Origin of the sequence: Alloalcanivorax sp. C16-2, assembly GCF_046507615.1 — a bacterium.
Taxonomy (GTDB): domain Bacteria; phylum Pseudomonadota; class Gammaproteobacteria; order Pseudomonadales; family Alcanivoracaceae; genus Alloalcanivorax; species Alloalcanivorax marinus_A.
The window spans coordinates 272,629-292,954 of sequence record NZ_JBKFTL010000004.1; the positions used below are offsets into that span (position 1 = coordinate 272,629).

The window sequence follows — 20,326 nt, forward strand, 5'->3', positions numbered from 1 at the left end:
GCCGCGTTGATCAGGGCTGGCCGGCGAGATCGCCGCCCGCCGGTTCATCCAGGGACACCGTGTTCGGTTGCACCGGCATGCCGGGCATGAACACCTTCTGGGTGCCGTTGACGATCACGCGGTCGCCGGGCTCCAGGCCCTCGCGCACCACCACCAGGTCGTCCAGTTCGCGGCCGGTTTTCACCGGGCGCCGGGCCGCCGTGTTGTCCTCGCCCACCACGTAGACGTAGCGCCGGTCCTGATCGGTGAGCACCGCCTTGCGGCTGATCAGGATCGCCTGCTCCAGACGCGCCACCGGCATTTCCACCCGGGCGAACTGGCCCGGTTTAAAAATGCCATTCGGGTTGGGCAGCACCGCCCGGTAGCGCAGGGTGCCGGTGTCCGGGTTCATCTGGTTGTCCACGAAGTCCAGCCGGCCCGCGTGCGGGAAGCCGCTCTCGCCGCTCATTCCCACCGCCACCGACGGCGCCTTTCCCTCGTTCATCAGCCGCTGAGCATTGAGCGCATCGCTCTCGTTGCTGTCGAAATAGACGTGCAGCGGGTCCACCGAGACCACCGTGGTCAGCAGCGTCTGGTCGGCGCTGGCCAGGTTGCCCTTGGTCACCAGGGCGCGGCCGGCGCGGCCGGTCACCGGCGCCGTGACGCGGGTGTAGCTCAGGTCCAGTTCGGCGCTGATCAGCGACGCCTTGGCTTCCGCCACCCGGGCCCGGGCACCGAGCCGCGCCGCCTCGCGGCGGTCGAATTCCTCCCGGGAGATGGCCCGGCTGTCGAGCAGCTTTCGCGCCCGGTCCGCCTCCAGCCCGGCCAGGCGGGCATCGCTGCGGGCCTGTTCGAGGGCGGCGCGGGCGGCGTCCACCCGGGCCTGGTAGGGGCGCGCATCAATGCGGAACAGCAGGTCGCCGGCTTCCACCCGCTCCCCTTCCTCGAACGCCACCTCTTCGATGTAGCCGCTCACCCGCGATCGCAGTTGCACGGTTTCCGGGGCGGACAGCCGGCCGGTGAACACTTCCTTGAGCGTGGCCGGCCGTACCAGCACCTCGGCCACGTCCACTTCCGGCGCCGGCGGGCCGCCGCCTTCCGCCTGCTCACGGGCATCGCAACCGGCCAGCAACAGGGCGGACGCCAACAGCGCCAACAGCCCCCAGTACAAACCCATGCCCGCCACGGGCCCCTCGTTGACGCTTTCCATCGTGTTTCGCTCCGCATGCTTGGTATTCAGGAGCAAAGAAAACTACTTCCTCAACTTAAGTTCAGGTCAAGGCTTTTCCTATCGGCCTTCTTCAAGGGACCGGCCAGCTTGCGCAGCCCCACGTAGAACACCGGCGTCAGGAACAGACCGAACAGAGTGACGCCCAGCATGCCGGCGAACACCGCGATACCCAGGGCCTGGCGCACCTCGGAGCCGGCGCCGCTGCCCAGCACCAGCGGCACCACGGCGGCGGTGAAGGTGATCGACGTCATGATGATTGGGCGCAATCGCAGGCGGCAGGCTTCCAACGCCGCTTCCACCACGGTACGGCCCTGGAATTCCAGCTCCCGGGCGAACTCCACGATCAGGATGGCGTTCTTGCAGGCCAGACCGATCAGCACCACCAGCCCCACCTGCACGAAGATGTTGGTGTCGCCCCCCATGAGCCATACGCCGGTCAATGCCGACAACAGACACATCGGCACGATCAGGATCACCGCCAGGGGCAGCGTCCAGCTTTCGTACAGAGCCGCCAACACCAGGAACACCAGCAGCACCGCCAGGGGGAACACCACCAGGGCGGCGTTGCCCTGGGTGGCCTGCTGGTAGCTCAAGTCGGTCCACTCGAATTCCACGCCCTCCGGCAGGGTGCGTTCGCCGAGGGCGGTGAGCACGTCCATGGCCTGGGTGGAGGACAGAACCCGCGGGTCCGCCTCGCCGGCCAGGTCCGCCGCCGGGTAACCGTTGTAGCGCAGCACCGGGTCGGGGCCGAAGCTCTGGTGAATGTCCACCATGGAGCCAATCGGCACCATCTCGCCCTGGTCATTGCGGGTACGCAGCCGGGCGATGTCCGCCACGCTGTCCCGATAGGAGGCATCCGCCTGGGCGATCACCTGCCAGGTGCGGCCGAAGCGGTTGAAGTCGTTGACGTAGGTGGAGCCCAGGTAAGTCTGCAGGGTCATGAACAGATCGGTGACCGCCACCCCCTGGGCCTTGGCCTTGAGGCGATCCACCTCGGCATCGAGCTGCGGCACATTGGCCTGGTAACTGGTGATCGGGTAGGTCATGCCCGGGGTTTGCATCACCGCCCCCTGGAAGGCGGTGACCGCTTCCTGCAGAGGGCCGTAGCCGAGCCCGTCCCGGTCCTCGATGAACAATTGATAACCGGAACCGTTGCCCAGCCCCTGGATCGCCGGCGGCATGAAGGAAAAGGCGATGCCTTCCTTGAGCGCACCGATGCGCCCGGCGATTTCCGCGTTGATGTCCGCGGCGCTGCGGTCCCGGTCCTCGAACGGTTCCAGGGGCAGGAACGCCAGGCCGGTGTTGGAAGTGTTGGTGAACTGCAAGGCGTTCAGGCCCGGGAAGGAAATGGCATGGGCCACGCCCTCGGTGTCCATGGCGATGTCCACCACCTCCTTGAGCAGGGCGTCGGTGCGTTCCAGGGAGGCCCCTTCCGGCAGTTTCACCCCGGCGATCAGGTACATCTTGTCCTGGATCGGAATAAAGCCCGGCGGCACCAGCTTGAACAGGGAACCGGTGGCGCCCAGTAGCACCAGGTAGATCACGAACACGGCGCCGCGCCGGCGCAGGCTGCGCGACACCGCGCCCTGATACTTCTCCGAGCTTCTATTGAAGAAGCGGTTGAAGGGCCGGAACAGCCAGCCAAACATCCCGTCGATCAGACGGGTGAGCCGGTCCGGGGCGGCATCATGGGGCTTGAGCAGCATGGCGGCCAGGGCCGGCGACAAGGTCAGGGAGTTGATGGTGGAGATCACCGTGGAGATGGCGATGGTCACCGCGAACTGCCGGTAGAACTGGCCGGTGACGCCGCTGAGAAACGCCATCGGAATGAACACCGCGCACAGCACCAGACCAATGGCGACGATCGGCCCGGACACTTCTTTCATGGCTTGGTGGGCGGCGGCCAGGGGCGTCAGGCCTTCCTCGATGTTCCGCTCCACGTTTTCCACCACCACGATGGCGTCGTCCACCACGATGCCGATGGCCAGCACCAGACCGAACAGGGTCAGGGTGTTGATGGAATAACCGAGCAGATAAAGCACCGCGAAGGTGCCCACCACGGACACCGGCACCGCCAGCAACGGGATGATCGACGCCCGCCAGGTCTGCAGGAACAGGGTCACCACCAGTACCACCAGCAAGATCGCTTCCAGCAGGGTCTGAATCACCGAATGGATGGAGTCGCGCACGAACAGGGTGGTGTCGTAGACGCTGCGATATTCCACGCCCTCCGGGAAGCGGGTGGCGAGCTCGTCCATGGTGGCGATCACCTGGTCGCGGATTTCCAGGGCGTTGGCACCGGGGGCCTGGAAGATGCCCATTGCCACCGCGTCCTGGCCGTCCAGCCGGGCGCGCAGGGTGTAATCACCGGCGCCCAGCTCCAACCGGGCTACGTCGCGCAGCCGCAGGATCTGACCGTCGTCGCCGGCGCGCAGCACGATGTCGCCGAATTCTTCCTCGCTCTCCAGACGTCCCTTGGCGTTGATCAGGGTGAGGAAATCACTGCCGGGCATGGGCTCGGCGCCGATCTGGCCGGCGGAGACCTGCACGTTCTGCTCGCGCATGGCGGCGATCACGTCGCCGGCGGTGAGGCCCCGGGCGGCGATCTTGTCCGGGTCCAGCCAGGCACGCATGGCGTAGTCGCCGCCGCCGAACAGTTGCGCCTCGCCGACGCCGGGGATGCGCGCCAACTGGTCACGCACATGCAGCCGCGCATAGTTGCGCAGGTAGAGGGTGTCGTAGCGACCGTCCGGGGAGGTCAGGTGCACCACCATCAGGAAGGTGGGCGACTGCTTCTGGGTGGTTACGCCCTGCCGGCGCACCGCTTCCGGCAGCCGCGCCAGGGCCTGGCTAACCCGGTTCTGCACCCGCACCGTGGCGTCCTCGGCATTGGTGCCGGGGCGGAAGGTGATGGTCATTTGCAGCACGCCGTCGGAGCCGGCCACGGACTTGAAGTACATCATGTCCTCGACGCCGTTGATGGCTTCTTCCAGGGGCGTCGCCACGGTCTCGGCGATTTCCTTGGGGTTGGCACCCGGGTAGACGGTGCGCACCAACACCGAAGGCGGCGCCACTTCCGGGTACTCACTGATCGGCAGGTTGGGTATCGAGATCGCCCCCACCGCGAAAATAATGATGGACAGCACCGCGGCGAAAATCGGGCGGTCCACGAAGAAACGGGAGAAATTCATGACAAAGGGCTCCTGAACGGCGGCCCGGAAGGCCGCCGCGGTTCGTCGTTCCCAGTTAAAAAGTCAGGGCCGGGCGGCCACCTCGCCGGCGGGCACCTCGCGCATGGATACCAGATGGGGCGCCACCGGCATGCCGGCGCCGAACACCTTCTGGGTACCGTTGACGATCACACGGTCACCGGATTTCAAGCCATCGCGGACCACCACCAGGTCGTCTACCTGACGGCCGGTGTTCACTGCCCGGCGGGCCACGGTATTGTCCTCACCCACCACGTAGACGAAACGCCGATCCTGGTCGGCGAGCACCGCCTTGCGGCTGATCAGCACCGCTTGATCAAGCCGGGTAACCGGCATTTCCACCCGCGCGAACTGGCCCGGCTTAAAAACGCCATCCGGATTGGGCAGTAGCGCCCGGTAGCGCAGGGTGCCGGTGTCCGCGTTGAGGCGGTTGTCCACGAAGTCCAGCCGCCCCTGGTGCGGGAAACCCGGCTCGCCGGTCAGACCGATGCGAACCGGCGGCGCCTTTCCCGCCTGTTGCAGACGCTGGGCATCCAGGGCGTCAGCCTCATTGCTGTCGAAATAGACATGCAGCGGGTCCACCGACACCAGGGTGGCAAGTAAGGTCTGGTCGGCGCTGGCCAGGTTACCCTTGGTGACCCGGGCACGACCGATGCGACCATCCACCGGCGCGGTGACGCGGGTGTAGGTCAGATCCAGTTCGGCGCTGGCCAGGGCCGCCTCGGCCTCATCCACCAGGGCACGAGCGTTGAGCAGCGCCGCCTGACGCTGGTCGTGTTCTTCCCGGGAAATGGCGCGACTGCCGAGCAGCTTGCGGGCCCGCTCCGCCTCGCCACTGGCCAGGCGCGCCTGACTGCGAGCCTGGGCCAGGGAAGCCCGGGCGGCCCGCGCCCGTGCCTCATAGGGACGCGGATCAATGCGGAACAGCAGATCACCGGCCTCCACCAGTTCACCTTCCTCGAAGGCCACCTCGTCGATATAACCGCTCACGCGGGGGCGCAGTTGCACCGTTTCCGGCGCCTCCAGCCGACCAGTGAAGGTTTCCCACAGAGTCACCGGCTCCACCAATACCGGTGCCACATCCACTTCCGGGGGCGGCGGCGCGGCGCCGGCCTCCGCCTCGCCACGGGCGTCGCAACCGACCAGGAACAGGGCCGCCATCAACACCGCGATCAACCCCCAGTACAGGCTCGCGCCGGCCAAGGGACCCTCGTTGACGCTTTCCATCATGTGTCGCTCCGTTTTTTAAAAACGCTTCGGGTAGGGCGGAACAATCTAGGGGGAAAGGGGAAGGGAACGTTATCCTATTCCTGCGCGGGTATTGCCTGATTCTGTTTGAAAGCCACCGCCCCGATCCGGTGCGGTGGCGACAAAACGGGCCGGATCGGGGCATAATCCTTGCCGGATTGCCCGTTTCTGCCGGGTGCTTGCCCGATCCTGCAGGGATTGGCGTTTTGTCATCCAGGCCCCGGAATGCGGGCGTATACTCGCCGCTCATCGACGAAACAGCGGCTTGCCCGCGAACCGGAGGGCGGATTCGTGATTGCCAACCAAACCATCCTCGAACCACTGGACGACGAACTGAGCCACTTGGCGAAAACTCTGGCGCGCCAGATCCAAAAATGGACGCCGGATGAAGGCCTCAACGATACCGCGATCCCCGGCCTGGAACTGGTGCGCGCCAACACCACCACCAGTTGCATGGGCTCCTCGGTGTACGACCCGTCGTTCTGCCTGATCGCCCAGGGCGCCAAGACGGTGTGGCTGGGGGATCGGGAAATCGCCTATGGGCCTCTCAGTTGCCTGGTGTCCTCGGTGCACCTGCCGGTGCTCGGCAAGGTCACCGACGCCACCCCGGAAAATCCCTATCTGGGGGTGAAGGTGAACGTGGACCCGCAGGAGGTCACCGACCTGATGCTGGAGTTGGGCGAGGAACTGCTGGAACCGGGGGACCCCGAGGACCCGGAAAACGCCTGCAGCTGCGGCCTGGGCCGGGCCCAGGCGGAGAAGGACATGGTGGAGGCGGTGCTGCGCCTCGTGGCGCTGCTGGACAACCCCCGGGACGCGCGCATTCTGGCGCCCCTGGCCCGCCGCGAGATCATCTACCGGGCCCTGATCGGCGAGATCGGCCCGCGCATGCGCAAGTTCGCCGTGGCGGACACCCAGGCGCACCGCATCGCCCGGGTGATTTCAGTGCTCAAGGACCGCTTCACCGAGCCGTTGCGCATCCGTGATCTGGCGGACCTGGCGAACATGAGCGAGTCGTCCCTGTTCCATAGTTTCAAGCAGGTCACGCGCATGTCGCCGCTGCAGTTCCAGAAAAAGCTGCGCCTGCACGAGGCACGCCGGCTGATGCTCGCCGAGGGCCTGGAGGCGGCCACCGCCAGCTTCCGGGTGGGTTACGAGAGCCCGTCCCATTTCAGCCGCGAATACAGTCGCCTGTTCGGCAACCCGCCCCGGGCGGACGTGGTCAAGCTGCGCGGCGAACAGCCGATGACCAGCCGGGAGCCGGTATCGGCGCGGGCCTAGTCGCCGGCGCCGCCGCTCAGCGAGCCAACCCTCTCAGCGAGCCAACCTCCTCAGCGAGCCAACCAATGGCGCGCCAGCGCCACCATCCCCAGGCCCAGGCCGGTCATGCACAGCGAACCGACCACATGGGCGGCGATGCCGCCCAGGGCCAACCCCCAGCGCCCGGCCTGGAGGTTGATGAACATCTCCGCGGAAAACGACGAGAAAGTGGTGAGCGCGCCCAGAAAGCCGGTCACCACCAGTAGCCGCCACTCCGGCGTCAGCGATGGCAGCCCGGCGAAAACGCCCAGCGCCAGCCCGATCAGCCAGCCGCCCAGCAAGTTGGCGGCGAGGGTGCCCAACGGCACCGCCGGAAACAGCGCGTTCAACCACAGGCTGAGCAGCCAGCGCAGATTGGCACCCAGCGCCGCGCCCACGGCAATGGCGACCACCGATAACCACATGGTCCGTCCCCTGATTACGAAAAACCCGATCTATCATGACGCCCGGGCCACCCCAAGGAAACCTCGAAACGGCTCATGGCATGGACTTTGAATGCCAAAGGCCCCGACGAAAAGCCACGGTTCTGGTAGACTAGCGTCCCACTGGCGATCCCAGATTCGGGCTCCGGCCCGCCCTCGCTGCGAAAGTCGTATCGACGGGGTGAACCGGCCCAACCATTATCCCACCCGATAATCATAGGAGTTAGATCCATGGCGGAAACACGCGTAACAGTCATTCCCGGCGACGGAATTGGTCCGGATATCATCGATGCCACCCTGCGCCTGCTGGACGCCCTGGATTGTGACTTCGTCTATGACCGGGCCATTGCCGGGCAGACCGCCCTGGATCAGGGCATGGATCTGGTGCCCCAGGAAACCCTGGACATGATCGAGAAGAACCCGGTGGCCCTGAAAGGCCCGATCACCACCCCGGTGGGCAAGGGCTTCCGCTCGGTCAACGTGACCCTGCGCAAGCACTTCGATCTGTTCGCCAACCTGCGCCCGGCACTGTCCATCCCCGGGGTACGCTCGCGCTACGACAATGTGGACATCCTCACCATCCGCGAGAACATCGAGGGCATCTATTCCGGTGAAGGCCAGATGGTCACCGACGACGGCGAACGGGCCGAACTGCGCAGCGTGATCACCCGCAAGGAATCCAAGCGCCTGATCCGCTTCGCCTACGAAGCCGCCCGGCGCCTGGGCCGCCGCAAGGTCACCGTGGTGCACAAGGCCAACATCATGAAGTCCACCTCCGGCCTGTTCCTGAGCGTGGCGCGTAGCATCGCCGAGGAATACCCGGACATCGAGCACGAGGAAATGATCGTCGACAACTGCGCCATGCAGCTGGCCATGAACCCGCACCGCTTCGACGTGATCGTCACCACCAACCTGTTCGGCGACATCCTCTCGGATCTGTGCGCCGGCCTGACCGGTGGCCTGGGCCTGGCACCGGGCGCCAACGTGGGCGAGCATCGCGGCATCTTCGAGGCGGTGCACGGCAGCGCCCCGGACATCGCCGGCAAGGGCATCGCCAACCCCACCGCCCTGATGCTGGGCGCCGGCATGATGCTCGAATACCTGGAGATGAACGAAAAGGCCGAGCGCCTGCGCAGCGCCATCCGCCATGTGGTCGGCGAAGGCAAAGTGGTGACCCCGGACCTGGGTGGCAACGCCTCCACCGACGAATTCACCGACGAATTGATCCGCCACCTCTGAGGCTGGCTTTATCAATCTTTTGCAAAGCCGCCCGGCCATGCCGCGCGGCGGCGCGGCGGGGCTGGGGCGCGCTTTGTTGATGCCGGTTCATCTTTATTGACCCGGATCTATAGGCAAGCCCCGCCCCGGTTGACTATCCTTTGTTGTTCAAGGATTCGCATCCTTTATTACCGACAGGAGGTGGTTACATGAGTCAGGAAACCGAAGCCCTCAAAAAGGACATCGATCAACTCCGCCGTGATCTGGGCACCCTGGCCGACGCGGTCAAGAAGTCCACTCAGCAACGGGCCCAGGCCGGCGTGGAAAGCGCCCGCGCCCAGTTCGACGATGTGCGCAAGCAGGCCGAGTTGCAGACCGAGCAGGTCGGCGCCCAGATCAAGGAACGCCCGTTCACCAGCGTGCTCGCCGCCTTCGGCGTGGGCATTCTGCTCGGCAAGCTGATCAGCCGCTGACGCCATGAACCTGCGCCGGCCGCTGTCGTCCCTGTTCAGCCTCAACGCCCTGGTCTGGCTGGCCATGCTCACCGGCCTGGCGGCGCTGCTGTGCTTCGCCACCGCCGGCTGGCTGGCGCTCGCCCCCCGGGTGGGCGCCCCCTTGGCGAGCCTGTTCACCGGGCTTGGCCTGCTGGTGGTGGCGGTGCTGCTGGGGCTGGGTGTGCGGCGGCTGGCCGTGGGCCGGGCACAAGCGGAACCGCCGGCGCCGCCGCCGGTGGAGGCACGCCTGGAAGACAGCCTGCGGCCGCTGATCGGCGACCCGGCGCTGCGCTGGACCCGGGAACACACCACCGTGGTGGCCCTGGGCGCCCTGGCCGCCGGCGTGCTGATCGCCGCCAGCCCGGGCACCCGCCGCTTTCTCACCCGGACCGCCGGCCCGGTGCTGACCCGCAAGGCCATCGACGCCTACCGCGACTTTTCCGGCGACGATCACTGAACCGCTCCCCGAAGCGCCGCTTCGGGTAGACTGGGCGGTCGGTATGTTCAGTGACGTGGAAAAGGAACGGCAAGGCGATGAAAACCGAACGAGGGGTGTTGCTCCTGTCGGCGCTCATGTCCGTGGTGGTGGGCAGCGCGGCGGTGACGGCCGCCAGTATCACGCAGTCCAAGGCCATTCTTCTGGATGGCCTGTTCAATCTGGTCTATTTCCTGGTGGCCCTGGTCACGGTGCGCATCAGCGCCCTGACCACCCAGCCCGATGACCGCAAGTTCCCCTTCGGCTACGGCTATTTCGAATCCCTGGTGAACGCCGGCAAGGGCCTGCTGATTCTCGGCGTGGCCCTCTTCGCCCTGGTCGACGCCCTGATCGCCCTGGCCAGCGGCGGCCGGGAAATCCTCGCCGGCCCGGCCATCGTCTATGCGGTGTTCGCCACCCTGGCCTGCTCATTCACCGCCTGGACCCTGCGCCGCAGTCTGGGGCACCTGGATACGCCGCTGGTGCGCGCGGATTACGAGAACTGGCTGATCAACGCGCTGATCTCCAGCTCGGTGCTGCTCACCTTCTGCTTCCTGCCGGTGGCGCGCTGGCTGGGCTGGTACCAGATCCTGCCGTACGTGGACTCGGTGCTGGTGATCGCGGTGGTGCTGTTCTGTCTGGGCATGCCGATCCGCATGGCCCGCGGCGCCCTGCGTGAGCTGCTCAACCGGGCGCCGCCCCGCAACCTGCGCCGCCCGGTACGCGCCGCCATCGACGCCGCCCTGGCGGGTCTGCCGGTGCGCCAGGTGGAGGTGCGCATGGTGCGCCCCGGTCGCCAGCTCTACGTGATCATCCATGTGGTGCTGCCGCCGGATTACCGGGTCCACGGCCTGGCCGAACTGGACGCGCTGCGCGAACGGCTTGAGCGAGCGGTATCGGCGGTCTACCCGCAGCAGGTCACCGACACCCTGTTCACCGCCGACCCGAGATGGGCGGAGCCCTGCACCCCGGAGCGGTAGAAGCGGCTTCAATGACCCACGCTGGCCATGCCCTCGGCGCTGTAGCGTTCGCCGGCGGCGGCGTGGGGCGGGAAGATCGCGTCCAGCCGCGCCACTTCCTCCGCGCTCAAGACCACATCCAGGGCACCCAGGTTGTCGTTCAGATAGTTGCGCCGCTTGGTACCGAACAGGGGCACCACATCCTCGCCCCGAGCGAGCACCCAGGCCAGGGCCAGTTGCGAGGCGCTGACGCCTTTTTCCTCCGCCAGGTCGTGCACCTGATCCACCAGCTCCAGGTTGCGCTGGAAGTTGTCGCCCTGGAAGCGGGGGTTATGGCGGCGGTAATCGTCGGCGTCGAAATCCTCCGGGGAACGGATCGCGCCGCTGAGAAATCCCCGGCCAAGGGGGCTGTAGGCCACGAAGCCGATCCCCAGTTCGCGACAGGTGGCCAGGTGCCCTTCCTCCGCGTCCCGGGTCCACAGGGAATACTCCATCTGCAGGGCGGCAATGGGGTGCACCGCCTGGGCCCGGCGCAGGGTGTCCGGGGCCGCCTCGCTGAGCCCCAGGTAACGGACCTTGCCCTCGCGCACCAGGTCGGCCATGGCGCCCACCGTGTCCTCGATGGGTACCGCCGGATCGATGCGGTGCTGGTAGTACAGATCGATGTGGTCCACGCCCAGGCGGCGCAGACTGCCTTCCACCGCCCGTCGCACGTACTCCGGGCGGCCATCCACGCCCCGGGCGTGGGGGTCCGAGGGATCCAGCACCACGCCGAACTTGGTGGCCAGGAAGACCCGGTCGCGGCGATCGGCGATGGCCCGGCCCACCAGCTCCTCGTTGGTGTGCGGGCCGTACATATCGGCGGTGTCGATCAGATTGACGCCGGCGTCCAGGGCGGCGTGCAGGGTGGCGATGGACTCCCGGTCGTCGCGGTGGCCATAAAAGGCGCTCATGCCCATGCAGCCCAGGCCCAGGGCGGAAACCAGAGGGCCATCCTGTCCCAGTTGACGTTGTTGCATCTCGGTTCTCCGTTCGCCGTGAAAGAAGGGAACAGTCTCGCCGTTCGTATTCCCCCGATAAACCGGTGATGATCGGTTACTCTATTCATGAATCTGAACAATCGAGCCCGCCATGGACCGTTTTAAAGCCATGCTGGTATTCACCCGGGTGGTGGAAGCCGGCAGTTTCACCCGCGCCGCCGACACCCTGGAGATGCCCCGCGCCACGGTCACCACGGCGGTGCAACAACTGGAGGCCCACCTGGGTACCCGGCTGCTGCACCGCACGACCCGGCGAGTGTCTCCAACCCTGGACGGTGGCGCCTATTATGAGCGCTGCCTGCACGTGCTGGAGGCCCTGACCGATGCCGAGGCACCGCTCACCGAACAGCAGCGCCCTAGCGGCCGGGTGCGGGTGAACCTGCCCGGCCACCCGGCGCGGCGGCTGATCATCCCGTCCCTGCCCGCCTTCCAGGAACGTTACCCGGACATCGAACTGGAGATCGGTATCAGCGACCGCCCGGTGGACCTGATCGAGGAACGGGTGGACTGCGCCCTGCGGGTAGGCCCGCTGCCTGACTCCGGGCTGGTGGCGCGCCGCGTCGGCGAAGTGGAGGAAGTGAACTGCGCCTCGCCGGCCTACCTGGAACGCCACGGCGTGCCGCGCGTGCCGGAAGATCTGGCCCACCACCGGGTGGTGCGCTATCACGCCGCCCGCACCGGCCGGCCACTGCGCTGGGAATATTGCGACGTGGAAGGCCGGGCCCATTACCTGGACCCGCCCGGCTCGATCACCGTGGACAACACCGAAGCCTATGTAGCTGCCGCCCTGGCCGGCCTGGGCCTGGTGCAGATTCCGCTGCACGGCTGCCACGGCTACCTGGCCGGCGGCGAGCTGGTGGAAGTGATGCCCGAGTACCGGCCCCACCCCTCGCTGGTGTCCGTGGTTTACCCCCACAATCGCCATCTCTCCGCCAAGGTGAAGGTGTTCGTTGACTGGCTCATCGAGCTGCTGCGCACCCAGCCCGGCGTGCACGCCTGAGCGCCGTCGAACTGGACGCGCCCCCTCCGGGTACCCTAGGGTTTTGAACGTCGACAGGAACGAGCAGGGAGACCGTCATGCGCTACGAACTGTTCTACTGGCCGGGCATTCAGGGGCGCGGCGAATACATCCGGCTGGCCCTTGAGGACGCTGGCGCCGACTACCTGGACGTGGGCCGCGGCGCCCCGGACCAGGAGCTGGGCGTGCCGGCCCTGGACACCTACCTGAGCGGCGACGCCACCCCGCGCCCGCCGTTCGCGCCGCCGTTTCTCAAGGCCGGCGACCTGGTACTTTCTCACACCGCCAATATTCTGCGGTTCCTGGCCCCGCGCCTGGATCTGGTCCCGGAGGAGGAGAATCAGCGCGACTGGGCCCACGGGCTGCAGCTGACGCTGATGGATTTCGTCGCCGAGATCCATGATACCCACCATCCGCTGTCGTCGGCGCTGTACTACGAGGAACAGCGCGACGAAGCGCTAAGGCGCGCCGCCCTGTTCCGGGAACACCGGCTGCCGCGCTTCCTGGAATATTTCGAGCAGGTGCTGGAGCAGAACCCGGTCGGCGACGACGTGCTGGTGGGCGACCGGCACGGCTACGTGGATCTGTCCCTGTTCCAGACCATCAGCGGCCTGCGCTACGCGCTGCCCAGGGCCATGCGCCAAGCGGAGGACGACCTGCCCAGGATCGGCGCTCTGGTTGAGCGGGTGGCGGCGCGGCCACGGCTGCGCGACTATCTGGACTCGAACCGCCGCCTGCCGTTCAATGAAAACGGCATCTTCCGCCATTACCCGGAACTGGACGGCGAACTTTAAGGAGAGCCTTGATGGCCCATATCGACTGGGACGACCCGGGCGCGCAAAGCGTCACCGCCTATTACCGGAACGACCCCAACATCGACCCGGAGCCCCACGCCGGCAGCGTGCTGTCGGCCCGCTATCGGGGCCGGGTGGTGCGCGTCACCGTGGATGCCTACGACCGCAAGGCGGGCATCAGCCATGGCAAGGTAGCGGCGATCATGGACACGGAAAGCGGCAAACGCCTGGACCAGCACGCCGGCCTGTCGGTGGGCGACCCGGTGGCGCTGCCCGACGACAAGCGCGCGTTCGAGCCTTCGGTGAAGGACGACGACGAAGACGCACCAGACAACCGTTAGCGGGCCAGGGCAAAAAAGCATCGTGGCGGCACGATCCAGGGCGGGAAGGCCCGGGAAGGAGAGAACAGCCAACCGTCCGCCACGATGAAGGAAAGACGAGGCCGCGGGAGTGGCGGCCTCGCTGGCACCTTGCGTGGAGAGCCCCGCGGCTCAGAACTTCAGGTTCACGCCCACCGCGTAGTTGGAGGGGGTTTCGTCATACTGGCCGGTTTCCAGGAAGAGGTAGGCCTGGGAGCCGAAGTGACGACGCACCTGAGCGATCACGGCCTTGTTGTCCAGGTCGTCCTGCTCGTGGTCCTTATCGGCGTACGTGAGCGCCGTGGACCAGTTATCATTGAATTGATAGCGGCCGCCCACCGCGTAGGTGGTGAAATCATTGACGCTACCATCGGGCACGTCATTCTGCTCCACGATGGCGGACAGACTCAGGTCCTTCCAGCTATAGCCGATGTTGGCGGCGTTACGTTCCTCGTCCTCTCCGCTGGCGGACTGATCGTCGGAGATGAATACCTGACCGATTCCGAACTTAAAACCACCATTGCTGTACAGCGCCCGATAGCTCGTGGCGTCGATGTCGCGATCGTTGTACTTGTTGAAGGTAAAGGAGCCAACAATCAACTTCCAGCCGGCGAAGGTCGGCGTGGCATAAGCAAGCAGGTTGTTGGTGATATCACCCTGAGTGAACATCTTGTTGATGCCAGTGCGCGCGTGCAGCTCGTTATATTCAAAGTCCGTGGCCGCCCCATACAGGTCGGCGTATTGGCCACTCGACGAACGGGGAGCGATCACGAAGGCACCGTACCGGGTGGGCATCACTATCTTGGCGTCACGAATGTAGATGGTGTCATCATCGCCGCCGCGGGTGTAAACCAGAGGATCGATGTTGTTGACCGGCCCGGTGAAATCAGCCCGGAACGTATAAGCGATCTTCAACCCCTGAGCCTGATACAGCCCCTTGAAACCGGCGGTCAGGTCAAACGCCCAGGCATCCAGATCGCGGCCTTCCACCTTGAGCCCGCCCATGCCCATCTCACCATAAAAACGGGGCATGCCATTGCCGGTCTCGGCGAACGCACCGGAACAGGAAAGCAGTGCGGAACACAGCAGGGTTGTTTTCAATGTTGTTTTTTTCATGGTTCTCACCTTTTGAGTTATCGGTTTGGTTTTCTCCGGGCAAAGGGCGCCCGTGGAAGGCATGCCTTCCGTTTTGGAATTCGCGGTTAGCCGCTCGGCGCCGGGATGGCCGTCCCCGTTTCGGTGGGCCCGGCGCGGCTCAGATCATCGCCCCAGGGCTTCGGCGGTCTCGCCGGCGATTCCCCAGTGCGATTTCGGTACCTCCTGCAACACCACGCGCACCGCTTCGCGGCGCGCGTCAATGCTGGAACAGATAGCGTCCGTGACTTCCTTGATCAGGCGTTCCTTGGCCGCTTTGTCACGGCCCTCCATGATTTGAATGGTGGCGATGGGCATGTGCTGACTCCGATCAGATGAAACGGGTGGAAAAGGAACCCAGGCCCTGGGCCCGCAAGGAAACGTTGTCGCCCTTGTCCACCGACACGGCGGCGGTAATCGCTCCCGACAAAAGCAGGCTGCCGGCGGGAATCTCCTCGCCCCGTTCGCCGAGCATATTCGCGAGCATGGCGATACTGACCGCCGGATGGCCCAGCACCGCCGCGCCCGCGCCGGTGGCCACGACTTCGCCGTTCTTCTCCAGCACTACCCCAAGGTTGCGCAGATCCAGACCGTCCACCGCGCGGGCCTGGCCGCCGGTGACGAAACGGGAGGAGGAGGCGTTATCGGCGATCACGCTGGGCAGATCGAATTTGAAGTCACGGTAGCGGGAATCGATGATCTCCACCGCCGGCAGCACGAAATCGGTGGCTGCCAGAACCGCGCCCACATGGCAGCCCGGGCCGCGCAGCGGTGCCTTGGTGAAGAACGCCAGTTCCGCTTCCACCTTGGGGTGGATCAGCCGGTCCACCTCGATGGCAGCGGATTCAGGCGATTCGAAGTAGTCGGCCAGAAAACCGTATATCGGTGTGTCCACGCCCATTTGTTCCATCTTGGAACGGGAAGTAAGGCCCATCTTCATACCGATGACACGGACGCCTCGCTTGATCTTGCGGCGCCGAATCTCCCACTGCACGTCGTAAGCGGAGGCGATATCCAGATTCGGGTAATCGTCGGTCACCTTGGTCACGTCATGGGCGTTGAGCTCCGCGTTTTCCAGGTGCTCGGCGAGTTTCGCGATGCTGTCTTTGCTCAGGCTCATCAAACGGGTTCCTTCTTCAACATATCCAGGGCAACGTCGACGATCATGTCTTCCTGGCCGCCAACCATGCGGCGGCGGCCGAGTTCAACCAGGATGTCGACGGTTTTCAGTCCATATTTTTCAGCGGCGTTCTCCGCGTGACGGAGAAAACTGGAATAGACGCCGGCATAGCCCAGGGCCAGGGTTTCCCTGTCCACGCGCACCGGCCTGTCCTGGAGAGGCCGCACGATGTCATCGGCGGCGTCCATCAGGGTGTACAGGTCGGTGCCGTGATCCCATCCCAGACGATCGGCGGCGGCGATGAACACCTCCAACGGCGCGTTGCCCGCACCGGCGCCCATGCCCGCCAGGCTGGCGTCAATGCGGTCACAGCCCTCCTCCACCGCGACGATGGAGTTGGCCACGCCCAGGCCCAGGTTGTGATGGGCGTGCATGCCGGTGCCAGTGTCCGGCTTGAGCACATCCTTGAAGGCACGAAAACGCTCGCGGATGTCATTCATGTTGAGCGCGCCACCGGAGTCCACCACATACACCGTGGTGGCACCGTAGCTCTCCATCAGTTTCGCCTGCCCGGCCAGCTCCTTCGGGCTGGTCATGTGGCTCATCATCAGAAAACCCACCGTGTCCATCCCCAACTCCCGGGCCAACTCGATGTGCTGTCTGGACACATCCGCTTCGGTGCAGTGGGTCGCTACCCGCACCACCGAGGCCCCGGCGGCGTGGGCGTCGCGCAGATCCCTGACCGTGCCGATACCGGGCAGCAAAAGCGTCGCCACCTTGGCGTGACTGACCGTCTCCGCCACCGCCTCGATCCATTCCAGGTCGGTATGCGCGCCGAAGCCGTAGTTGAAGGACGAGCCTTGCAAGCCGTCGCCATGGGCCACCTCGATGGAATCCACCTTCGCTTTATCCAGAGCGGCCGCGATCCGCTTCACGTTATCCACGCTGTACTGGTGGCGGATGGCATGAGAGCCATCGCGCAGCGTGACGTCGGAGATATAGAGTTTCTTTTCCAGAGTGTTCATGGTCCGCTCCTTACTGGGTGGCCGCCGGAACCAGCAGCCCTTCGGCCAGCTTTTCGGCGGTGGCCGCGGCGGCCGAGGTCATGATGTCCAGATTGCCGGCATAGGCGGGCAAGTAGTGGGCGGCGCCCTCCACCTCCAGGAACACCGAGGTTTTCAGGCCGCTGAAGCGCCCCAGCCCGGTGATGTGCAACGGGTTATCCTGGTCGTAATGATCAAACTGGACGCGCTGTTTGAGCCGATAGCCGGGCACATAGGCGTTGACGCGCTCGACCATGGCATTGATGGCGCCTTCGACCCTCGCCTCGTCGGCGTCTTCGGAAAACACGTAGACGGTGTCGCGCATAAGCAGCGGCGGCTCCGCCGGGTTCAGCACGATGATGGCCTTGCCTTTCTTCGCGCCACCGACCTGTTCCAGGGCCAGGGACGTGGTCTCGGTGAATTCATCGATATTGGCCCGGGTACCGGGGCCCGCGGACTTGCTGGCAATGGAAGCGATGATCTCGGCGTAGTGCACCGGTGCCACGGACGACACCGCCGCCACGATGGGAATGGTGGCCTGGCCTCCGCAGGTCACCATGTTCACGTTGGGGGCCTTCAGGTTGGCCTCCAGGTTGACCACCGGCACGCAATAGGGGCCGAGGGCCGCCGGGGTCAGATCCACCAGCCGGATATCCGGCCGTGCCGCGCGCAACACCTTTTCGTTATGGTGGTGTGCCCCGGCGGAGGTAGCGTCAAAGACGATACCGATGTCCTGGAACGCCGGTAGCTTGAGCAGGCCTTCCACGCCTTCGTGGGTCGTCGCCACGCCCAGCCGCTTGGCACGGGCCAGGCCATCGGATTGCGGATCGATACCCACCATGGCGACGACCTCCACGTGCTCGCCATGACGTAACAGCTTGATCATCAGATCGGTTCCGATATTGCCCGAGCCGATGATCGCGGCCTTGATCTTCATACTCTTCTCCCGTTATGTCGCCGCGCTCATCCGAAACGCAGCGAGCAGCTTCCCAGATTGCCCACGGTGACCTGGATATGATCACCTGGCGCCACCGGCACCAGCGGTACCAGGGAACCGGACAGAATTACTTCCCCGGCTTTGAGCGGCACGCCCAACCGTCCCAGGGTGTTGGCCAGCCAGGCCACGCAATTCAGCGGAGAACCCAGGGCGGCGGCACCGGCGCCGCTAGCGACGATTTCGCCGTTCTTTTCCATCACCATCCCGCAGGTGGAGAGGTCCAGATCCGATGGCCGCAGGCCGGTATCGCCGAGCGCGAAAACGCCGCAGGACGCGTTGTCGGCCACCGTGTCCTGGATACGTATGCGCCAGTCCTCGATCCGCGAATCGACGATCTCGAAACACGGAAAGACATAATCAGTGGCCGCCAGGACCTCCGCGCTGGTCACGCCCGGGCCCTGCAAATCACGCTTGAGCACGAAAGCGATCTCACCTTCCGCCCGTGGTGCGATCAGGTTGCCTTTCACCGGGATGGTGTCGCCGTCCGCGTGCACCATGCGGTCCGTGAGATAGCCGAAGTCCGGCTGATGCACGTTGAGCATGTCCTGCACCGCCTTGCTGGTAACACCGATTTTCTTGCCGATGACGTGCTCGCCGTCATCCAGGCGGCGTTGCAGAAAATGCAGGGATATCCGGTAGGCGGCATTGATACTCAGATCCTCATGCTGTTCAGTCAGCGGTGGCACCGTGGTGTTGCCGCGCAGCGCTTCGAACAAGGCGTCGCCGTGGCGTTGAATGATTTCGGAATTCATGGATCCGGCCCTCACAGCTTGATGCAGACGTTGGACAGTTCGGCGTAGAACTCCAGCCCGTGCACGCCACCCTCACGGCCGATTCCGCTCTTCTTGCTGCCGCCGAACGGCGTGCGCAGATCGCGCAGGAACCAGCTGTTCACCCAGCACAAGCCCACCTCCATTCGCGGCGCCACGCGGTGAGCCTGGGTCAGATTCTCGGTCCACAGCGACGTTGCCAGCCCATAGGGCGTATCGTTGGCCAGCGCGATGGCTTCATCCTCATCTTCGAAGGGCCGGATATGACAGCAGGGGCCGAATATCTCTTCGCGGATCACCGCGGAATGCTCCGCCAGACCGGTCCAGATGGTCGGTTGAATCCAGTTACCGTCGCGCAGTGTTTCCGGCATATCCGGCACGCCGCCACCGGTAATGATCTCGGCGCCCTCGGCACGGGCCTTGTCGTAATAGGAAAGCACCTTGTCCTGATGCACACGGCTGATCAGCGGACCAAAGCTGACAGCGTCGTCCTGCCACCAGCCCATGGTCAGTTGCTCCGCGCCCTTCTTGAGCCGATCGACGAATTCCTCGAAACGGGAGCGATGCACGTACATCCGCTCGGTACCCAGACAGACCTGGCCACAATTGGCGAATGCCGATCGCAAAGTACCTTCGATGGCCTTGTCCATGTCCGCCTCGGCGAACACGATGCCGGCGTTTTTGCCGCCCATCTCGAAAGACAGCGGCGTCAAACCATGGGACGCGGCCTTCATGATCTGGCTGCCGGTGGCGGTTTCCCCGGTAAACGTAATGCCATCCACGCCCTCGTGGCGGGTCAGCATCTCGCCCACGGAATCACCACCGAAGCCATGTACCACGTTGTAGACCCCCCGGGGGATGCCCACTTCGTTCATGACTTCGCCAAGCAGCGCGGCGGTATGCGGGGTCTCTTCGGAAGGTTTGACCACCACCGTGTTCCCGCAGGCAAGCGCCGGGCCGACCTTCCAGGTCATCAACAACAGCGGCAGGTTCCAGGGCGCGATCACCGCGATCACCCCACGCGGTTTGCGCACCGCGTAGTTGACCGCGCCGGCGCCATCCGGCGTATCCATATGGAAGGATTCGGTGGGTACGTTACGTACCAGGTCGGCGAACACCTTGAAGTTGGCGGCGCCGCGCGGGATATCGATGTGCGATGCCATCGACTTGGGTTTGCCGGTATCCAGGCACTCCGCTTCCAGGAAATCATCGAATCGTTCGTTGATGCGATCCGCCACCCGGTGCAACAACGCCATGCGACGCTCCACCGGCATGCTGGCCCACTCACCGCGCAGTGCCGCGTTAGCCGCCGCGACGGCGTCGTCCACCTCCTGACGGCCGCCTTCGCAGACCATGGCGATCAACTCTCCATTGGCCGGGTTGCGATCCTCGAAAGTCCTGCCGCTGGCGGACGTGACGTACTCGCCGTTGATGAAATGCTTGATCTGTTTCATAAGTTCCTCAATCTCACTTAGGGGCGCGCCTGAGCGCTTCCC

Annotated in this window: 20 protein-coding genes; 8 read left to right on the forward strand and 12 right to left on the reverse strand. The window is 65.2% G+C overall.

What is annotated here, in order from left to right:
• Positions 1-10: 10 nt before the first annotated feature.
• From ACLD02_RS16565 to ACLD02_RS16575, 3 genes are all read right to left on the reverse strand, one after another.
• On the reverse strand, positions 11-1,189 hold the full coding sequence (locus tag ACLD02_RS16565; protein WP_410299213.1) for an efflux RND transporter periplasmic adaptor subunit: 1,179 nt from the start codon (positions 1,187-1,189) through the stop codon (positions 11-13).
• Positions 1,190-1,239: 50 nt separating this feature from the next.
• Entirely contained in the window at positions 1,240-4,401 is a 3,162-nt protein-coding gene (locus tag ACLD02_RS16570) for an efflux RND transporter permease subunit (RefSeq protein WP_410299214.1), read from the reverse strand.
• A 63-nt stretch (positions 4,402-4,464) separates the two neighbouring features.
• Entirely contained in the window at positions 4,465-5,646 is a 1,182-nt protein-coding gene (locus ACLD02_RS16575) for an efflux RND transporter periplasmic adaptor subunit (RefSeq protein ID WP_410299244.1), read from the reverse strand.
• A gap of 312 nt (positions 5,647-5,958) precedes the next feature.
• Between ACLD02_RS16575 and ACLD02_RS16580 the strand changes: the two genes are divergently transcribed.
• Complete coding sequence (locus ACLD02_RS16580; RefSeq protein WP_338015254.1) at positions 5,959-6,948, forward strand: AraC family transcriptional regulator; 990 nt, start codon at positions 5,959-5,961, stop codon at positions 6,946-6,948.
• 50 nt (positions 6,949-6,998) lie between these two features.
• Here ACLD02_RS16580 and crcB read toward each other — a convergent pair whose 3' ends face one another.
• Positions 6,999-7,391, reverse strand: coding sequence for a fluoride efflux transporter CrcB (gene crcB / locus ACLD02_RS16585; protein ID WP_203106004.1), 393 nt, complete (start codon positions 7,389-7,391; stop codon positions 6,999-7,001).
• A gap of 249 nt (positions 7,392-7,640) precedes the next feature.
• On the opposite strand from crcB, the gene ACLD02_RS16590 reads away from it, so the two are divergent.
• The 4 genes from ACLD02_RS16590 to ACLD02_RS16605 all read left to right on the forward strand — a co-directional run bounded on the left by ACLD02_RS16590 (position 7,641) and on the right by ACLD02_RS16605 (position 10,576).
• Complete coding sequence (locus tag ACLD02_RS16590) at positions 7,641-8,648, forward strand: isocitrate dehydrogenase (RefSeq protein ID WP_203106005.1); 1,008 nt, start codon at positions 7,641-7,643, stop codon at positions 8,646-8,648.
• A gap of 188 nt (positions 8,649-8,836) precedes the next feature.
• The gene (locus tag ACLD02_RS16595) at positions 8,837-9,100 is read left to right on the forward strand and encodes a YqjD family protein (RefSeq protein WP_194296867.1); all 264 of its coding nucleotides are present in this window, start codon (positions 8,837-8,839) and stop codon (positions 9,098-9,100) included.
• A gap of 4 nt (positions 9,101-9,104) precedes the next feature.
• The gene (locus tag ACLD02_RS16600; RefSeq protein WP_203106006.1) at positions 9,105-9,578 is read left to right on the forward strand and encodes a hypothetical protein; all 474 of its coding nucleotides are present in this window, start codon (positions 9,105-9,107) and stop codon (positions 9,576-9,578) included.
• Between the two features lie 77 nt (positions 9,579-9,655).
• Entirely contained in the window at positions 9,656-10,576 is a 921-nt protein-coding gene (locus ACLD02_RS16605) for a cation diffusion facilitator family transporter (RefSeq protein WP_203106007.1), read from the forward strand.
• Positions 10,577-10,584: 8 nt separating this feature from the next.
• Here ACLD02_RS16605 and ACLD02_RS16610 read toward each other — a convergent pair whose 3' ends face one another.
• Entirely contained in the window at positions 10,585-11,574 is a 990-nt protein-coding gene (locus ACLD02_RS16610; RefSeq protein WP_203106008.1) for an aldo/keto reductase, read from the reverse strand.
• Positions 11,575-11,686: 112 nt separating this feature from the next.
• On the opposite strand from ACLD02_RS16610, the gene ACLD02_RS16615 reads away from it, so the two are divergent.
• From ACLD02_RS16615 to ACLD02_RS16625, 3 genes are all read left to right on the forward strand, one after another.
• Positions 11,687-12,595 (forward strand): LysR family transcriptional regulator, encoded by a 909-nt coding sequence (locus ACLD02_RS16615; protein WP_203106009.1) that lies wholly within the window; start codon positions 11,687-11,689, stop codon positions 12,593-12,595.
• A 77-nt stretch (positions 12,596-12,672) separates the two neighbouring features.
• A complete protein-coding gene (locus tag ACLD02_RS16620; protein WP_410299215.1) occupies positions 12,673-13,407 on the forward strand; it encodes a glutathione S-transferase in 735 nt (244 codons plus the stop codon).
• Between the two features lie 11 nt (positions 13,408-13,418).
• The gene (locus tag ACLD02_RS16625) at positions 13,419-13,748 is read left to right on the forward strand and encodes a hypothetical protein (RefSeq protein ID WP_338015255.1); all 330 of its coding nucleotides are present in this window, start codon (positions 13,419-13,421) and stop codon (positions 13,746-13,748) included.
• Positions 13,749-13,898: 150 nt separating this feature from the next.
• Here ACLD02_RS16625 and ACLD02_RS16630 read toward each other — a convergent pair whose 3' ends face one another.
• The 7 genes from ACLD02_RS16630 to ACLD02_RS16660 form a co-directional block, all read right to left on the reverse strand.
• On the reverse strand, positions 13,899-14,882 hold the full coding sequence (locus ACLD02_RS16630) for a porin (protein WP_203106012.1): 984 nt from the start codon (positions 14,880-14,882) through the stop codon (positions 13,899-13,901).
• Positions 14,883-15,026: 144 nt separating this feature from the next.
• Complete coding sequence (locus ACLD02_RS16635; RefSeq protein ID WP_203106013.1) at positions 15,027-15,218, reverse strand: tautomerase family protein; 192 nt, start codon at positions 15,216-15,218, stop codon at positions 15,027-15,029.
• A gap of 13 nt (positions 15,219-15,231) precedes the next feature.
• Complete coding sequence (dmpH, locus tag ACLD02_RS16640) at positions 15,232-16,020, reverse strand: 2-oxo-3-hexenedioate decarboxylase (RefSeq protein WP_203106014.1); 789 nt, start codon at positions 16,018-16,020, stop codon at positions 15,232-15,234.
• Positions 16,020-17,045, reverse strand: a complete 1,026-nt coding sequence (gene dmpG, locus ACLD02_RS16645; protein WP_203106015.1) for a 4-hydroxy-2-oxovalerate aldolase — start codon at positions 17,043-17,045, stop codon at positions 16,020-16,022. The genes dmpH and dmpG overlap by 1 nt, the downstream gene beginning before the upstream one ends.
• A 10-nt stretch (positions 17,046-17,055) precedes the next feature.
• Positions 17,056-18,000 carry an acetaldehyde dehydrogenase (acetylating) gene (locus ACLD02_RS16650; RefSeq protein WP_203106016.1) on the reverse strand — a complete coding sequence of 315 codons (945 nt, stop codon included), beginning with the start codon at positions 17,998-18,000 and terminating at the stop codon, positions 17,056-17,058.
• Positions 18,001-18,026: 26 nt separating this feature from the next.
• On the reverse strand, positions 18,027-18,812 hold the full coding sequence (gene dmpE, locus ACLD02_RS16655; protein WP_410299216.1) for a 2-oxopent-4-enoate hydratase: 786 nt from the start codon (positions 18,810-18,812) through the stop codon (positions 18,027-18,029).
• A gap of 11 nt (positions 18,813-18,823) precedes the next feature.
• The gene (locus ACLD02_RS16660) at positions 18,824-20,284 is read right to left on the reverse strand and encodes a 2-hydroxymuconic semialdehyde dehydrogenase (RefSeq protein WP_203106018.1); all 1,461 of its coding nucleotides are present in this window, start codon (positions 20,282-20,284) and stop codon (positions 18,824-18,826) included.
• Positions 20,285-20,326: the final 42 nt, after the last annotated feature.

Excerpts from the sequence above, each read along its gene's own strand:
- ACLD02_RS16625 (WP_338015255.1), top strand. The coding sequence starts at position 13,419 with ATGGCCCATATCGACTGGGACGACCCGGGCGCGCAAAGCGTCACCGCC.
- dmpH (WP_203106014.1), bottom strand. The coding sequence starts at position 16,020 with ATGAGCCTGAGCAAAGACAGCATCGCGAAACTCGCCGAGCACCTGGAA.
- ACLD02_RS16595 (WP_194296867.1), top strand. The coding sequence starts at position 8,837 with ATGAGTCAGGAAACCGAAGCCCTCAAAAAGGACATCGATCAACTCCGC.
- ACLD02_RS16650 (WP_203106016.1), bottom strand. The coding sequence starts at position 18,000 with ATGAAGATCAAGGCCGCGATCATCGGCTCGGGCAATATCGGAACCGAT.
- ACLD02_RS16600 (WP_203106006.1), top strand. The coding sequence starts at position 9,105 with ATGAACCTGCGCCGGCCGCTGTCGTCCCTGTTCAGCCTCAACGCCCTG.
- ACLD02_RS16635 (WP_203106013.1), bottom strand. The coding sequence starts at position 15,218 with ATGCCCATCGCCACCATTCAAATCATGGAGGGCCGTGACAAAGCGGCC.
- ACLD02_RS16660 (WP_203106018.1), bottom strand. The coding sequence starts at position 20,284 with ATGAAACAGATCAAGCATTTCATCAACGGCGAGTACGTCACGTCCGCC.
- ACLD02_RS16590 (WP_203106005.1), top strand. The coding sequence starts at position 7,641 with ATGGCGGAAACACGCGTAACAGTCATTCCCGGCGACGGAATTGGTCCG.
- ACLD02_RS16575 (WP_410299244.1), bottom strand. The coding sequence starts at position 5,646 with ATGGAAAGCGTCAACGAGGGTCCCTTGGCCGGCGCGAGCCTGTACTGG.
- ACLD02_RS16565 (WP_410299213.1), bottom strand. The coding sequence starts at position 1,189 with ATGGAAAGCGTCAACGAGGGGCCCGTGGCGGGCATGGGTTTGTACTGG.
- ACLD02_RS16570 (WP_410299214.1), bottom strand. The coding sequence starts at position 4,401 with ATGAATTTCTCCCGTTTCTTCGTGGACCGCCCGATTTTCGCCGCGGTG.
- dmpE (WP_410299216.1), bottom strand. The coding sequence starts at position 18,812 with ATGAATTCCGAAATCATTCAACGCCACGGCGACGCCTTGTTCGAAGCG.
- ACLD02_RS16610 (WP_203106008.1), bottom strand. The coding sequence starts at position 11,574 with ATGCAACAACGTCAACTGGGACAGGATGGCCCTCTGGTTTCCGCCCTG.
- ACLD02_RS16615 (WP_203106009.1), top strand. The coding sequence starts at position 11,687 with ATGGACCGTTTTAAAGCCATGCTGGTATTCACCCGGGTGGTGGAAGCC.
- ACLD02_RS16620 (WP_410299215.1), top strand. The coding sequence starts at position 12,673 with ATGCGCTACGAACTGTTCTACTGGCCGGGCATTCAGGGGCGCGGCGAA.
- ACLD02_RS16630 (WP_203106012.1), bottom strand. The coding sequence starts at position 14,882 with ATGAAAAAAACAACATTGAAAACAACCCTGCTGTGTTCCGCACTGCTT.
- ACLD02_RS16605 (WP_203106007.1), top strand. The coding sequence starts at position 9,656 with ATGAAAACCGAACGAGGGGTGTTGCTCCTGTCGGCGCTCATGTCCGTG.
- dmpG (WP_203106015.1), bottom strand. The coding sequence starts at position 17,045 with ATGAACACTCTGGAAAAGAAACTCTATATCTCCGACGTCACGCTGCGC.
- crcB (WP_203106004.1), bottom strand. The coding sequence starts at position 7,391 with ATGTGGTTATCGGTGGTCGCCATTGCCGTGGGCGCGGCGCTGGGTGCC.